Here is a 14892-nt window from a genome sequence, read left to right as displayed (position 1 = left end):
GACAATGGGCGCCATGAGCGTTCGTACCCCGTCATCAGCCGAGCCGTCCGAGGCCGCCCACCGGGCCGGCTTCGCCTGCTTCGTCGGCCGCCCCAACGCGGGCAAGTCCACCCTCACGAACGCTCTGGTCGGCAAGAAGGTCGCGATCACCGCGAACCAGCCGCAGACCACGCGGCACACGGTCCGCGGCATCGTGCACCGGCCGGACGCCCAGATGATCCTGGTGGACACCCCCGGGCTCCACAAGCCGCGCACGCTGCTCGGCGAGCGGCTGAACGACGTCGTGCGGACCACCTGGGCCGAGGTCGACGTGATCGGCTTCTGCCTGCCGGCGAACGAGAAGCTCGGCCCCGGTGACCGGTTCATCGCCAAGGAACTCGCGTCCATCAAGAAGACGCCGAAGATCGCGATCGTCACCAAGACCGACCTGGTCGACAGCAAGACGCTCGCCGAGCAGCTCATCGCCATCGACCAGCTCGGCACGGAGCTGGGCTTCGAGTGGGCCGAGATCGTGCCGGTGTCGGCCGTCGGCGACCAGCAGGTCGGCCTGCTCGCCGATCTCATCGTGCCGCTGCTGCCGGAAGGCCCCCCGCTCTACCCCGAGGGCGACCTCACGGACGAGCCCGAGCAGGTCATGGTCGCCGAGCTGATCCGCGAGGCGGCGCTGGAGGGCGTGCGGGACGAGCTGCCGCACTCCATCGCGGTCGTGGTGGAGGAGATGCTGCCGCGCGAGGACCGCCCCGCCGACAAGCCGCTCCTCGACATCCACGCGTTCGTCTACATCGAGCGGCCCAGCCAGAAGGGCATCATCATCGGCCCGAAGGGCAAGCGCCTGAAGGACGTCGGCATCAAGTCCCGCAAGCAGATCGAGGCGCTCCTCGGCACGCCCGTCTTCCTCGACCTGCACGTCAAGGTCGCCAAGGACTGGCAGCGGGACCCTCGCCAGCTCCGCAAGCTCGGGTTCTAGGGGCGCGTCTACCTGACCCCCTTGATGCGGCGTACCAGCACCGCCCCCGCCAGGCCGATCACCGCCGCCGTCAGGTACAGCGTCCGGTAGCCGCCCAGGTGGGTGACGAGCGGGGCCGCCAGGGCGGGGGCCGCGACCTGGGGGAGTGAGTTGGCGATGTTGATGATGCCGAGGTCCTTGCCGCGGTCCATGGTCGTGGGCAGGACGTCCGTCATCAGGGCGAAGTCCACGGACGTGAAGACGCCGAAGCCGACGCCGAGCACCGCCGCCGCGACGAGCGCGCCGGGCCAGGTCTGCCAGAGCGCGAGCAGTCCCGTCGCCGCCGCCATCAGCGCCCCCGACCAGAGCACGAACGGCTTGCGGCGGCCCACCCGGTCCGACCAGGCGCCGCCCACCACCACCGTGGCCAGCATCGTCGCGCCGTTCACGGCCGTCAGGATCAGCACGCCCTCCTCCGGGTCCCCGTACTCCAGGCGGTCCCGCAGGAAGTAGAGAAGGTAGAGCAGCACCAGCGCGTTGCTGACGTTGATCAGGAAGCGGGTCAGCCAGGCCCAGGCCAGGTCCGGGTGGCGGCGCGGGCTCAGCCGGAAGCCGGCGAGGAAGTCGCGCCGGTTCCACGGCGGGCGGTCGGCCGGTGACAGGCGCAGGTCCCGGTGGCGTACGACGTAGGGCAGCACGCCCGCCGCGGTGAAGAGCGCACACGCCGCGTACCCCGCGACCGTCCCGCCCGCCACCGTCGCGAGCCCCGTGCCGACGACCACGCCGAGCAGCTGTGCCGCGCCGAGCCAGCCGCCCACCGAGCCCCGCTGCCGGCGCGGCACCCGGTCCGGAACGGCCGCAGTGACCGCGGCGAACGCGGCGTTCAGGGCGAGTTGGACCAGGCACCAGCCCGCCGCCAGCCACCACACCGAGCCCGCGGCGGAGAGCAGCAGGAGCGCGGCGGCGCCGCCCGCCGCCCCCGCCACGATCCACGGGGTGCGCCGGCCGAGCCGGGACGTGGTGCGGTCCGAAAGCGCGCCGAAGAGGGGGTTCGCGGCGAGGGAGACGACCGCGCCCACGCCCGTCACCCAGGCCAGGACCGTCTCCTTGGACGTGCCCGCGGGGGCGAGATCCTCCGCCTGGACGGCCAGCAGGATCTGCAGCGGGCCGTACCAGCCCACCCAGATCGCGCCGTTGGCGAGCGACAGCGAGGCCGTCCAGCCGCGGCCGACCCGCTCGGTCGGCTCCCGCAGCGCGGTGGCGGTCATGGGCGGCGCGCCCGCAGCACCTCGCGGAGCCAGTGGTACGACGCCTTCGGGGTGCGCCGCTGCGTGGCGTGGTCGACGTGGACGAGGCCGAAGCGCTGCCGGTAGCCCTCCGCCCACTCGAAGTTGTCGATCAGGGACCAGACGAAGTAGCCGCGCACGTCGACGCCCGCCTCCAGGGCGCGGTGCAGGGCGCGGAGGTGACCGTCCAGGTAGGTGATGCGGTCCCGGTCGTCGAGTCCTTCGTACGAGCAGCCGTTCTCGGTGATGACCAGGGGCGGGAGCCGGTCGCCGTACCGGTCGCGGAAGGCGGTGAGGAGTTCGGTGAGGGCGTCGGGGGCGACGGGCCAGCCGAAGTCCGTGACCGGATACCCCTCGATCCGCCGGGGTGAGAAGGGGAGTTCGGGCGGGAGCGTGACGCCGGCGAACTCGGCCGCCGTGCCCTCGGGGAGCGGGGCGCCCACCTTCGTCGGCTGGTAGAAGTTGATCCCGTACCAGTCGAGGGGCTCGGAGACGACCTTCAGGTCCGCGTCCAGGTCCGGCGACGGCATCAGTTCGCCGATGCCCTCCGGGTAGTGGCCGAGCAGCAGCGGGTCCGCGAAGAGGCGGTTGAGGAGCACGTCGTAGAAGTCAGCGGCGGCCGTGTCCTCCGCGCCGGCGGAGGCGGGCCAGGTCGGGCCGTGCGAGTTGGCGATGCCGATGTCGTCGGCGCCCGCCGCGCGCAGCGCCCGTACGGCGAGGCCGTGGGCGAGGAGCTGGTGGTGGGCGGCGGGCAGCGCGTCGAAGAGGAGCCGCTCGCCGGGGGCGTGCTGGCCGAGGGCGTGGCCGAGAAGGGTGTGTTCCGCCGGTTCGTTGAGGGTGATCCACTTCGTGACGCGGTCGCCGATGCGGGCCGCGACCACGGCCGCGTAGTCGGCGAACCGCTCGGCGGTGCTTCTCTCCAGCCAGCCGCCCGCCTCCTGCACGGCCAGCGGGGTGTCCCAGTGGAAGAGGGTGGGGACGGGGCGCACGCCCGCCGCGCACAGCTCGTCGACGAGCCGGTCGTAGAAGTCGAGGCCCGCCGGGTGCACCGCGCCCGCGCCGGTGGGCAGCACGCGCGGCCAGGAGACCGAGAAGCGGTAGGCGTCCACGCCGAGGTCGCGGATCAGCGCCACGTCCTCGCGGTAGCGGTGGTAGTGGTCGCAGGCGACCGCGGCGGTGGTGCCGTCCTTCACGTTCCCCGGCACGGCCGTGAACGCGTCCCAGACCGAGGCGCCGCGCTCGTCGACGGCGCCCTCGATCTGGTGGGCCGATGTGGAGACGCCCCACAGGAAGTCGCGGGGGAAGTCGGGTATCGGGCTCGCCGCAGTCGCTGCCATGGGCGGGATCCTCCGTACCGGCGAGTACGGAAGTCAATGGGCGTGCCGCAAGAAGATGAACAAAGCTCAGGTTTTATCCGGGGTGCGTTACGAGCCCTCCTTCAGCACCCGCGAGATCAGCTTCCGCTGCGGCTCCGTCAGCCGCGGGTCCGCGCAGTACACCGTCCGCCCGTCCACCGTCAGCTGGTAACTGAAGCCGTCCGGCACCCCTATGGGCGGCGTGCTCCGCCCCTCGGCCACGGCCTGTTCGGCCAGGGCGTGCCATTCCGGGGCATCGGCCAGCTGCGAGGTGTCCACCTCGGCATGCCGGTCGATGCCCGCGAATCCTCCGGTCCGCTTCACCTGGATACGCATGGGTCCTGTCTACTCCACCGGGCGGGCGGCCGGTAGCACGCCGTCAAGCCGTCACTCGCTCGTCGGCACCTTGACCGTCGACCACGCGTCGACGACGGCCTTGAGCTCGTCGCCGTCGCCGAACTTCTGGCGCGCGGCGGCGACCGTCAGCTTGGCGAAGTCGGTGAAGGACGCGTCCTGCGCCAGCTCGCCGCCGGTCAGGACGGCGTACCAGATCTGTCCGGCCCGCTCCCACGAGTGCCCGCCGAGGGCGTCGGCGACCAGGTAGAACGCGCGGTTGGGGATGCCGGAGTTGATGTGCACACCGCCGTTGTCGCGGCCCGTGCGGACGTAGTGGTCCATGTCGGCGGGCTGCGGGTCCTTGCCGAGCACGTCGTCGTCGTAGGCCGTGCCGGGCTCCTTCATGGAGCGCAGCGCCTTGCCGGTGACGCGCGGGGCGAGCAGGCCCGCGCCGATCAGCCAGTCGGCCTCCTGGGCGGTCTGGCCGAGCGTGTACTGCTTGATCATCGAGCCGAAGACGTCCGCCATCGACTCGTTCAGCGCGCCGGGCTGGCCGAAGTACGTCAGGTTCGCCGTGTACTGCACGACGCCGTGGGTGAGCTCGTGGCCGATGACGTCCACGGGGATGGTGAAGTCGAGGAAGATTTCGTTGTCACCGTCGCCGAACACCATCTGTTCGCCGTTCCAGAAGGCGTTTCCGTAGTCCTCGCCGTAGTGGACGGTCGCGTTCAGCGGGAGGCCGTTGCCGTCGATGGAGTTGCGGTCGTACGACTTCTGGAAGAGCTCGAAGGTCGCGCCGAGGCCTGCGTAGGCACGGTTGACCGTGGCGTCCTTGCCGGGCTTGTCGCCCTCGCCGCGCACCTTGCGGCCCGGCAGCTCGGTGCGGTGCTTGGCGTCGTAGATCGTGCGGTGCGGTTTGCCGGCCGTGGCCTCCTTGGGCGGGGTGACGGAGGGCGCGCCGATGACGGTCGTCAGGCGGCGGTGGGTGCGCTCGATGGAGTCCCGCTCCAGGGTGCGGCGGGCGGGTGCGGCGAGCGCGGGGTCCTGGCTCTGGGCGAGGGTGTCCAGGACGTGGGGCGGCACGATGGTGCAGAAGACGGGCTCGAAGCCCGTGGGGTTGGCGGTCATGGCGGCAATGTGGCACTGGGTCATGCCGCTGTCACTACCTGCAACCATGATTGCTGAAATAGAGGGATAGATCACCACTGGGGGTTTATCCGGCCACGGTCCCGCATACTGATACGGGCCCGCGCACAGAGCGCGGCTCGGCTAGGCTGCGGCACATCATGCGATTCGGGCTGCTTCTCCTTAGCTGCCGCGGCGAGGGCCTGTAGTCGAGGCCGACCCCCTCCCCGCGGAGTTCGGCGTTGCGCTAAGACCGTCGGCCGTCCTTCAGGACACTTCCGAGGAGCCCCGCACATGCCGAACTTCCAGCGCCCCACTTCCATGCCGGTCCACAAGTACGGGCAGTACGAGCAGGTCGACATCCCCGACCGCACGTGGCCGGGCAAGCGGATCACGGTCGCTCCCCGCTGGCTCTCCACGGACCTGCGCGACGGCAACCAGGCGCTGATCGACCCGATGTCGCCGGCCCGCAAGCGCGCCATGTTCGACCTGCTCGTACGCATGGGCTACAAGGAGATCGAGGTCGGCTTCCCCTCCTCGGGCCAGACCGACTTCGATTTCGTACGGTCGATCATCGAGGACGAGGACGCCATCCCGGAGGACGTGACCATCTCCGTCCTGACGCAGGCGCGCGAGGAGCTCATCGAGCGCACCGTCGAGTCCCTGAAGGGCGCCCGGCGCGCGACGGTCCACCTGTACAACGCGACCGCACCCGTGTGGCGCGATGTCGTCTTCCGCGGCTCGCGCGACGCCGTGAAGCAGATCGCCGTGGACGGCACGCGCCTGGTCATGGAGTACGCCGACAAGCTGCTCGACGACCGGACGACCTTCGGCTACCAGTACAGCCCCGAGATCTTCACCGACACCGAGCTGGACTTCGCCCTGGAGGTCTGCGAGGGCGTCATGGACGTCTGGCAGCCCGACGCCGAGCGCGAGATCATCCTCAACCTGCCCGCCACGGTGGAGCGTTCGACGCCCTCGACCCACGCGGACCGCTTCGAGTGGATGTCGCGCAACCTGTCCCGGCGCGAGTTCGTCTGCCTCTCCATCCACCCGCACAACGACCGCGGCACCGCCGTCGCCGCCGCAGAGCTGGCCGTCATGGCCGGCGGCGACCGCGTCGAGGGCTGCCTGTTCGGCCAGGGCGAGCGCACCGGCAACGTCGACCTGGTCACCCTGGGCATGAACCTCTTCAGCCAGGGCGTCGACCCGCAGATCGACTTCTCGGACATCGACGAGGTCCGGCGCGTGTACGAGTACTGCACGCAGATGGAGGTCCACCCCCGCCACCCGTACGCGGGCGACCTCGTCTACACCGCCTTCTCCGGCTCCCACCAGGACGCCATCAAGAAGGGCTTCGACGCGCTGGAGAGCCGGGCCGCGGCCGCGGGCAAGACCGTCGACGACATCGAGTGGGCCGTGCCGTACCTGCCCATCGACCCCAAGGACGTCGGCCGCTCCTACGAGGCCGTCATCCGCGTCAACTCGCAGTCCGGCAAGGGCGGCATCGCGTACGTCCTGCAGAACGACCACAAGCTGGACCTGCCGCGCCGCATGCAGATCGAGTTCTCGAAGATCATCCAGGCGAAGACGGACGCCGAGGGCGGCGAGGTCACGCCCGACGCGATCTGGAGCGTCTTCCAGGACGAGTACCTGCCCAACCCCGAGAACCCCTGGGGTCGTATTCAGGTCAAGAACGGCCAGACGACGACCGACAAGGACGGCGTCGACACCCTCACCGTCGAGGCCACCCTGGACGGCGCGGACACCGTCCTGACCGGTTCCGGCAACGGACCGATCTCGGCGTTCTTCGACGCGCTGCAGGGCATCGGCATCGACGTACGCCTGCTGGACTACCAGGAGCACACGATGAGCGAGGGCGCGTCCGCGCAGGCCGCCTCGTACATCGAGTGCGCGATCGGTGACAAGGTGCTGTGGGGCATCGGCATCGACGCCAACACGACGCGCGCCTCCCTGAAGGCCGCCGTCTCCGCCGTCAACCGCGCGGCGCGCTAGTCACCCGACCGGTTCCGCCCGGCCCCGTCCGCCGATCCGGCGGGCGGGGCCGCGTCGTCTCCCGGCCATGTCCGGCTCGCTCTCCTGTACGAGATGCTGACGCCGCATCATCGATGTGGCTAACATCACGCCAACGCGGCAATGCAGCCGGGGAGTTACGGAGGTGTGTGGTGCTGCCAGATCGTGGACGAAACGGCCGGAATTCCCGCATCCCCGCCAAGCCGGTCTCCCGTGGGCGGGCGCTGTGCAGGCGCGTGGTCGGCATGCACACCGCCTGGGACACCGTCGGCGACGGCGAGTTCTTCTGCCCGGCCTGCGGCGGCGACCGCAACTACCAGCGGCTCACCGGCCGGCGCCGCTTCGTCCTGCTCGGGCTGCCCGTCGTGCCGCGCGGCACCCGCGGACCCGTCATCCAGTGCGCCGCCTGCCAGGACCTGTTCGACCCGGACGTCCTGGACCACCCCACCACCACCCGGCTCTCCGCGATGCTCCGCGACGCCGTGCACGCGATCGTCGTCGCCGTCCTCTCCACGGGCGGCACCGGCTCCCGCGCGGTCATCGAGACGGCCGTCTGCGCGCTGAGCGGGGCCGGCCACGAGGACTGCTCCGAGGAACGGCTCGTCGCCCTCGTCGACACGCTCGCCACCGAAGCGGGGCCCACCGGCGACTCCGACTGCGGCCCCGGCCTCCCCGGACTCGCCATCGAACTCCACGAGGCGCTCGGCCCCCTGGCCCCGCACCTCGCCCCCGCGGGCCGCGAGGCCCTGCTCCTCCAGGGCGCCCGCATCGCCCTCGCCGACGGCCCGTACACCCCCGCGGAGCGGGACGTGCTCACCACGGCGGGCTGCGCGCTCACGATCTGCTCGGAGAACGTCGCCCGCCTCCTGGTGGCGGCGCGGACGCCGTCCTGAGCGGAGGCGTGCTCTCCGGCCGTCGCCGGGAGACACGGCACCTACTCCCCGGGGAGTAGTCGCGGCCCGCCGCCTCCCCGGGCCGTACCGCTCAACTCGCCCGTCGGCCCGACGGATTGCGGGCGCGGTCCCGGCAGGGTTGACCCCGAAAACGTCACCCCTGCCGAAGGAGGCCCGTCATGGGGCCCGCACAGACCTCTGCCGCGCCGCGACGGCGACGGCGCGCCGTGCCCTGGGTGTTCCTGGGGCTGTGGATCGTCGTGCTCGCACTGGCCTCGCCGTTCGCGGCGAAGCTCGCCGACGTCCAGAAGGACCGGGCCGTCGACTATCTGCCGGCGAGCGCCGCGTCCACCGAAGTCGCGAAGATCCAGGAGCGGTTGCCGGGCGGCGAGGCCACCGAGCTGGTGCTCGTCTACCACCGGGACGGCGGGCTCACCGCCGCCGACCGGACGACCGCGGGCAACCAGGTCGCCGAGATAGCGGGCGCCCACCGGCTCGTCGCGAAGCCCGAGGCCGTGCCCTCCGAGGACGGCACCACCCTCATGTACCCGATCGCCACCACCGAGCCCGGACAGGACGAGGAGAAGCGGGACGCCCTCGTCGAGGACGTCAGGGAGACCGCCCGCGGCGAAGCCGGGCTGAGCGTGGACGTGGGCGGGGCCGGAGCCCTCGACACCGACGCGAGCGAGGTCTACAACTCGCTCGGCGGACCCCTGCTCTACACCACCGCGGGCGTCGTCGCCCTGCTGCTCATCCTCATCTACCGCAGCCCCTTCCTGTGGCTCGTGCCGCTCGCCGTCGCGGGCGTCGCCGACTACCTCGCGATGGGCGTCGCGTACGGACTCAACCAGGGCTTCGGGACCTCCGTCTCCGGGCAGAGCTCGGGCATCATGACCATCCTCGTGTTCGGCGCGGGGACGGACTACGCGCTGCTGCTCGTCTCCCGCTACCGGGAGGAGCTCAGGCGCATCGAACAGCCCTACGACGCGATGGTCGCCGCCCTGCGCGGCTGCGGGCCCGCCGTCCTCGCCTCCTCCGGGACCGTCGCCGCCGGACTGCTCTGCCTGCTCGCCGCCGACCTCAACAGCAGCCGCGGCATGGGCCCGCTCGGCACGGTCGGCGTGCTCTGCGCCCTCGTCACGATGCTGACGCTGCTGCCCGCCGTGCTCGTCCTGCTCGGACGGCGCGTGTTCTGGCCGCTCGTGCCCGCGTTCGGGAGCACCCCGAAACAGCGGCGCAGCCTCTTCGCCGCGATGGGCGGCTCGGCCGGGCGCAGGCCCCTCACCGTGCTCGCGAGCGGCGCCGTGCTGCTCGGCGCGCTCGCCCTCGGCGCGCTCAACCTGCCGGGCGCGCTCAAACAGGAGGACTCCTTCACCAAGACCCCCGAATCCGTGTCCGCCATGGAGACCCTCGCCACCGCCTACCCCGAGCGCGGCACCCAGCCCATCACCGTCATGACCCCCGCCGACCGGGCCGACGCCTCCCTGGCCGAGATCCGCGGCACGAAGGGCGTCGACAGCGCGGAGCAGGGACGTACCGCCGAGGGCTGGACCGAGATCACCGTCACCGCGGCGTCCGCCCCCGAGTCGGCCGGCGAGACCGCGACCATCGAGGCGCTCCGCGACGGCCTCGACGCCTCCTACGTGGGCGGCCCCAGCGCCCAACAGCTCGACCTGAAGGACACCAACGCCCGCGACCGGAACATCGTCGTCCCGCTCGTCCTCGGCGCGGTCCTGCTGGTCCTCGTCGCCCTGCTGCGCAGCCTCGTCGCGCCGCTGCTGCTGCTCGCCGCGGTCGTCGCGGTGTGGGGCGCCTCGCTCGGCATCGCGGGCCTCGTCTTCGAACCGCTCTTCGGGTTCGAGGGCACCGACCCGGGGCTCGGGCTGCTCTCCTTCGTCTTCCTCGTCGCACTCGGCGTGGACTACGGCATCTTCCTGATGCACCGCATGCGCGAGGAGTGCCTGAACGGGGCCGAACCGGGGACGGCCGCGCTCACCTCCCTGCGCACCACCGGCGGCGTCGTCGCCTCCGCGGGGCTCGTCCTCGCCGCGACGTTCGCCGTGCTGACCAACATGCCGCTGGTCCAACTCGTCGAACTGGGCTTCGTCATCGCCGTCGGCGTGCTCCTCGACACCTTCCTCGTCCGCACGTACCTGGTGACGAGCGCGAGCGTGGCACTCGGCAGGAAGGTGTGGTGGCCGGGACCGCTCTCCAAGGCCCCCGCCGCGCCCGCCCCGCCGCCCCGCGAGGCCGAGCCCGTGCGGGTCGCGTCGCCTTGAGCCGCAACTTCAGGGTGCCCCTCCCCTCCCGGAGGGGCACCCGCGTGCTGGAGGATGCAGCCGTGGAATCTCCCGAGACCGGTCAGGGCACAGGGCGTGGCCTCGTCCGCCGCAACCTCGTCGAGCGTGTTCTCGGACCGGCCGCACCCGGCGAACGCCTGCGCACGGACGCCCTGTTCGCCCTCGCCATGGCAGTCAGCGCCGTCGTGATCGTGCGGGTCGTGCGGGACAACGGGCAGGTGCCGGACGTGGCCGGCTGGGCGCTGCTGCTCGTCGCCCACATCGTCGTCGTGTGGCGGCGCCGCGCCCCGGTGCGCGTCATGGTCACCCTGATGGCGATCCTGCTGACCTACCACTCCCTGGACAACAACCACACCGCACCCATGGCCGTGTCGATGGTCGCGCTGTTCACCGTGGCCTCCCGCACCCGGCCCCGCAACACGCTCCTCATCGGCGCCGGTGTCATGGGCGCCATGCTGAGCGTGAAGTTCCACGAAGGCATGGCCGAGGGCGCGCAGTCCCTGCGCATCTCCGGCTGGATCGTCGCCTTCCTGCTCCTCGGCGTCTACGTCCGCATCCACCGCCAGTACGTCACCTCCGTACTGGAGCGGGCCGAACGCGCGGAGCGCACCCGCGAGGAGGAGGCGCGCCGCCGCGTCGCCGAGGAGCGGCTGCGGGTCGCCCGCGACCTGCACGACCTGCTCGCGCACAGCATCACCCTCGTCGGCGTCCAGACGTCCGTCGCCGCGCACGTCCTGGCCGCCGACCCGGACCGCCTCGACCGCGCGGCCGTCGCCAAGGCGCTCGACGACGTCGCCGAGACCTGCCGCAGCGCCCGCGGGGAACTCCGCGCCACCCTCCAGGTGTTGCGGTCCGGCACCGACGACGAGACCGACGAGGCCAGAGGGCCGCTGCCCGGCCTCGACGGGCTGCCCGACCTCGCCGCCGCGGCCCGCACCGCGGGCGCCCGCGTCGAGCTGGCGGTGGCCGAGTGCCGGGCACCGGCCGCCGTGGGCGCCGCGGCCTACCGCATCGTGCAGGAGGCGCTCACCAACGTCGTACGGCACGCGGGTCCCGGCATCACCGTCCGGGTGTCGGTGCGCACCGAGGACGCGGCGCTGTGCGTGCGCGTCACGGACGACGGTTCCGGCACCGCCCAGGAGACCGGCCACGCGCCGGGGTACGGGCTCGTCGGGATGCGGGAGCGGGCCCGCACGGTCGGCGGCACCCTGGACGCGGGTCCACGCCCGGAGGGGGGTTTCATGGTGTCCGCGGTGCTGCCCCTCGCACCCGTGTCTCTGGGAGGACTGTCATGACGGTGCCCATCCGTGTGCTGCTCGCCGACGACCAGACGCTGGTGCGCGCGGCGTTCGCGATGCTCGTCGACTCGGCGCCCGACATGGAGGTCGTGGGGCAGGCGGGCACGGGCCGCTCGGCGGTCGACCTGGCCCGCTCCGAGCGCGCCGACCTCGTCGTCATGGACATCCGCATGCCCGACCTCGACGGCATCGAGGCGACCCGGCTGCTCGCGGCCGACGAGGACCTGGCGGGCGTGAAGGTCCTGATGCTGACGACGTACGACACGGACGAGCACGTCGTCGACGCGCTCCGCGCGGGCGCGTCCGGCTTCCTGGTCAAGGACACCAAGCCGGCCGAACTCCTCGACGCGATCCGCACGGTGGCGGCCGGCGACTCCCTCCTGTCGCCAGGACCCACGGCCCGCCTCATCGCCCGCGTGCTGCGGGCCCCGGACGCGGAGATGCCCCTCACCGGCGGGCCCGAGAACCTCTCGGAGCGGGAGCGGCAGGTCCTGCGGCTCGTCGCGCGCGGCCTCAACAACCAGGAGATCGCCGACACGCTGGGCCTTAGCCCCCTGACCGCGAAGACCCACGTCAGCCGCATCATGGGGAAGCTGAGGGCCCGCGACAGGGCCCAACTGGTCATCATGGCGTACGAGTCGGGGCTCGTCGCCCCCGGATCGGTGACCTCGACCTGAGCGCCATCCGGGGGCCCGTCAGCGGAGTGCGATCGCGGCGGCGACGGCCGGGCCGAAGGCGCCGCCCAGCTGGTAGCAGAGGCTGAACAGGCCGATCGCCGTGGGGCGTTGCGCGGTCGGCGTGGCCGCGGTCGCGTACACCGCGAGCGTCGCCTGGCCCGCGCTGGTGGCGAGGACGGCCAGGGCCGCGGCCGCCAGGAGCAGCGGGGCCCAGGGGCTGAGCGCGGCGGTGAGCGGCGCGGCCGCGCCGAAGGCGAGCAGGACCGTCAGGACCCGGGGGCGGGTCATCCGGGCCGCCGCCGCGGCCAGCGCCATGGAAAGCGCCGAGCCGGCGAGGAGGGCGGCCAGCTGACCGGTGCCGATCGTGGCGGACGACCAGCCGGTACGGTCGCGCAGCAGCTGCGGAACGGTGAAGAGCAGCGCGAAGTACGAGGTCGCGAGGGTGCAGGCGAGCGCGGCGGAGAGGACGAACGCGCGGGAGCGCAGGAGCGCGGCCGGTACGAAGCCGGTGGGCCGGGACCGGATGTGCAGGGCGAGGAGCACGGCCGACACCAGTGCGGCGGCCACCGCGGGCAGCGGATGGCGTGGGACGAGGACGAGGGCTGTCGCCGTCAGGACGAGCAGGGCGGCGCCCCGGGCGTCGAAGGGGCTGCCGTGGCGCGGGGCCGTCAGGTCGGCGCGGCGCACGACCGCGGGCAGCGCCAGGAGGGCGACGGCGCCGACGGACAGGGACACCCGCCAAGACGCCGTGCTCGCCAGCGTCGAGCCGAGCAGCGGTCCGACCGCCCCGAGCGTGCCGAAGCCCGCCGTGATCACGCCCATCCGGCGGACCGAGCCCGCGAGGCTCATCGCCGCGGTGACGAGACCCGCCCCGCCCGCGGCCTGCGCCGCCCGGCCCGCCATGGCCAGGGGCAGCCAGGGCGCGATGGCGAGCACGGCGGTGCCGGTCACGATCAGGGCGCCGCTCACCTTGAGCGCGGCGCCGAGGCCCCGGCGGCGCAGCAGGCCCGCCATCAGCGGGGTGCCGACGGCCATGGCCCAGGCGAAGACGGTGACGAGCCAGGTCGCGTCAGCGGTGCGGACGCCGAGCGAACCGGCCATCTCGGGCAGGATCAGGACGGGGCTGTTGCCGCCGGCGGCGACGGGGGCGGCGAGCAACGCCAGCCAGAGGGCGGGGACTTGAGGTGCGGCGGGCCGGGGGAGTCGCGTGGGGCGGGCGCGGCCAAGGGTGGGCGGGGACGGCGACGGCATGGTGGCGGCTCCTGAAGGGGTGAGGGGGTGCGCGGCTCAGACAGTGGTGACGACCTGGTCGTAGCCGAGCCGCGGGGAGCGCGGGTACCAGGCGTCCGGGCCGGGGCGGCCTATGTTCACGACCATCAGCGGCGTGTGGTCGTCGTCGAGGAACTCCTTCTGCACGCCGGGGAAGTCGAACCCGGTCATCGGCCCCGCGGCGAGGCCTGCCGCGCGCACGCCGAGGATGAAGTAGGCCGCCTGGAGCGACGCGTTGAGCCGCGCCGACTCCTCGCGGACCGGCCGCTCGGCGAAGAAGAGGTCCTTGGCCTGCGGGAAGTGCGGGAGCAGCGACGGGAGTTCCTCGTGGAACTCGTTGTCCGCGGCGAGGATCGCGACGAGCGGGGCCGCCAGGGTCTTCGCGCGGTTGCCCTCGTCCATGAGCTCCCCGAGCCGTGCGCGGCCTTCGGCGGAGCGCACCAGGACCACCCGCAGGGGCGACTGGTTGTAGGCGGTGGGCGCGTACTTGATCAGGTCGTAGACCGCCTGCATCTGGGCCTCGGTGACCGGCTCGGTCGTGAAGGTGTTGGCGGTCCGCGCCTCGCGGAAGAGGAGGTCCTGGGCGGCGGGGTGGAGGGTCAGCTCGGACATGAGGGTGCTCCTGTCGATCGTCGTTCGCTCGGTGAGTCGGCCGGTTCCGACCATCTCGATAGTGAGATAGAAGCATCTGGCTATCCCAGGGTCAAGTATCTCGAATCTAAGAGAACACAGAACTAAGAGAACCGAATCCGAGATGGTCAAGGCTGGTAGGGTCGCCACCGAGAGAATTCGCACCGTGAGCATGCGCCCCGCGCGCACGCGTACCGAGAGGAGTGCGGCGATGAGTGACGCCGTGGATGCGATCATCGGCCAGTGGGCCGCCGAGCGCCCCGACCTGGTGGAGGACCTCTGGCCGGTGGAGCTCTTCGGGCGCATCCAGCGGCTGGGCGTGCTGGTCGAGAAGACGGTGAAGGCCAGTGCCGCCCAGCACGGCCTCGACGTCGGCGAGTTCGACGTCCTCACCACGCTGCAGCGCTCGGGCCCGCCCTACGCGCTCACCGCGGGCACCTTCCTCAAGGCCTCCATGGTGTCGTCCGGCACGATCACCAACCGGATCGACAAGATGGAGGCCAAGGGCCTGGTGGAGCGGGTGCGCGACGGAATGGACCGGCGCACCGTCAAGATCCACCTCACCGAGCGCGGGCACGAGGTCACCCGCGCCGTCTTCGCCGACCACCTGGCGAACTACGCGCGCGTGCTCTCCGACGTGGACCGCGAACTGGTCGGGAAGGCGGCCGACGGGCTCCGCCAGGTGATGGAGGCCCTCGGCGACACGGACATCAAGTAGCAGCCCGCAGCTGTCGCGAGAGCCG

General features: G+C 72.2%; 13 protein-coding genes. 7 read left to right on the top strand and 6 right to left on the bottom strand.

What is annotated here, in order from left to right; translation table 11 throughout:
* Positions 1 to 4 precede the first annotated feature (4 nt).
* Entirely contained in the window at positions 5 to 967 is a 963-nt protein-coding gene (gene era / locus ACH4D5_RS02180) for a GTPase Era (protein ID WP_372459912.1), read from the top strand.
* Positions 968 to 975: 8 nt separating this feature from the next.
* Here the strand turns inward: era and ACH4D5_RS02175 are convergent, their stop codons facing one another.
* From ACH4D5_RS02175 to ACH4D5_RS02160, 4 genes are all read right to left on the bottom strand, one after another.
* A complete protein-coding gene (locus ACH4D5_RS02175) occupies positions 976 to 2214 on the bottom strand; it encodes an MFS transporter (protein ID WP_398297635.1) in 1239 nt (412 codons plus the stop codon).
* A complete protein-coding gene (locus ACH4D5_RS02170; RefSeq protein WP_398297634.1) occupies positions 2211 to 3569 on the bottom strand; it encodes a GH1 family beta-glucosidase in 1359 nt (452 codons plus the stop codon). Before ACH4D5_RS02170 ends, ACH4D5_RS02175 begins: the two co-directional genes overlap by 4 nt.
* 87 nt (positions 3570 to 3656) lie before the next feature.
* Entirely contained in the window at positions 3657 to 3923 is a 267-nt protein-coding gene (locus tag ACH4D5_RS02165; RefSeq protein WP_398297632.1) for a protealysin inhibitor emfourin, read from the bottom strand.
* A 51-nt stretch (positions 3924 to 3974) separates the two neighbouring features.
* Entirely contained in the window at positions 3975 to 5051 is a 1077-nt protein-coding gene (locus tag ACH4D5_RS02160) for a M4 family metallopeptidase (RefSeq protein ID WP_398297630.1), read from the bottom strand.
* A 291-nt stretch (positions 5052 to 5342) separates the two neighbouring features.
* Between ACH4D5_RS02160 and leuA the strand changes: the two genes are divergently transcribed.
* From leuA to ACH4D5_RS02135, 5 genes are all read left to right on the top strand, one after another.
* Positions 5343 to 7064: a 2-isopropylmalate synthase gene (leuA, locus tag ACH4D5_RS02155; RefSeq protein WP_398297628.1), complete on the top strand. Its 1722-nt coding sequence runs from the start codon at positions 5343 to 5345 to the stop codon at positions 7062 to 7064.
* Positions 7065 to 7234: 170 nt separating this feature from the next.
* Positions 7235 to 7975 carry a TerB family tellurite resistance protein gene (locus ACH4D5_RS02150; protein ID WP_398297626.1) on the top strand — a complete coding sequence of 247 codons (741 nt, stop codon included), beginning with the start codon at positions 7235 to 7237 and terminating at the stop codon, positions 7973 to 7975.
* A gap of 179 nt (positions 7976 to 8154) precedes the next feature.
* Positions 8155 to 10254, top strand: a complete 2100-nt coding sequence (locus ACH4D5_RS02145; protein ID WP_398297624.1) for an MMPL family transporter — start codon at positions 8155 to 8157, stop codon at positions 10252 to 10254.
* Positions 10255 to 10316: 62 nt separating this feature from the next.
* A complete protein-coding gene (locus ACH4D5_RS02140; protein ID WP_398297622.1) occupies positions 10317 to 11570 on the top strand; it encodes a sensor histidine kinase in 1254 nt (417 codons plus the stop codon).
* Complete coding sequence (locus ACH4D5_RS02135) at positions 11567 to 12250, top strand: response regulator (RefSeq protein WP_398297620.1); 684 nt, start codon at positions 11567 to 11569, stop codon at positions 12248 to 12250. Before ACH4D5_RS02140 ends, ACH4D5_RS02135 begins: the two co-directional genes overlap by 4 nt.
* A gap of 18 nt (positions 12251 to 12268) precedes the next feature.
* On the opposite strand, the gene ACH4D5_RS02130 is transcribed toward ACH4D5_RS02135, so the two are convergent.
* Both ACH4D5_RS02130 and ACH4D5_RS02125 read right to left on the bottom strand, forming a co-directional pair.
* Positions 12269 to 13501 carry an MFS transporter gene (locus ACH4D5_RS02130; RefSeq protein ID WP_398297618.1) on the bottom strand — a complete coding sequence of 411 codons (1233 nt, stop codon included), beginning with the start codon at positions 13499 to 13501 and terminating at the stop codon, positions 12269 to 12271.
* 36 nt (positions 13502 to 13537) lie between these two features.
* Positions 13538 to 14131 (bottom strand): malonic semialdehyde reductase, encoded by a 594-nt coding sequence (locus tag ACH4D5_RS02125; protein ID WP_398297616.1) that lies wholly within the window; start codon positions 14129 to 14131, stop codon positions 13538 to 13540.
* A 229-nt stretch (positions 14132 to 14360) separates the two neighbouring features.
* Here ACH4D5_RS02125 and ACH4D5_RS02120 point away from each other — a divergent pair, with 229 nt between their 5' ends.
* Positions 14361 to 14867: a MarR family winged helix-turn-helix transcriptional regulator gene (locus ACH4D5_RS02120; RefSeq protein ID WP_398297614.1), complete on the top strand. Its 507-nt coding sequence runs from the start codon at positions 14361 to 14363 to the stop codon at positions 14865 to 14867.
* Positions 14868 to 14892: the final 25 nt, after the last annotated feature.

Origin of the sequence: Streptomyces sp. NPDC018029 (assembly GCF_044327655.1) — a bacterium.
Lineage (GTDB): Bacteria > Actinomycetota > Actinomycetes > Streptomycetales > Streptomycetaceae > Streptomyces.
Note: the sequence above shows the minus strand (reverse complement) of the source record. Positions and strands in the feature narration are given on the sequence as shown.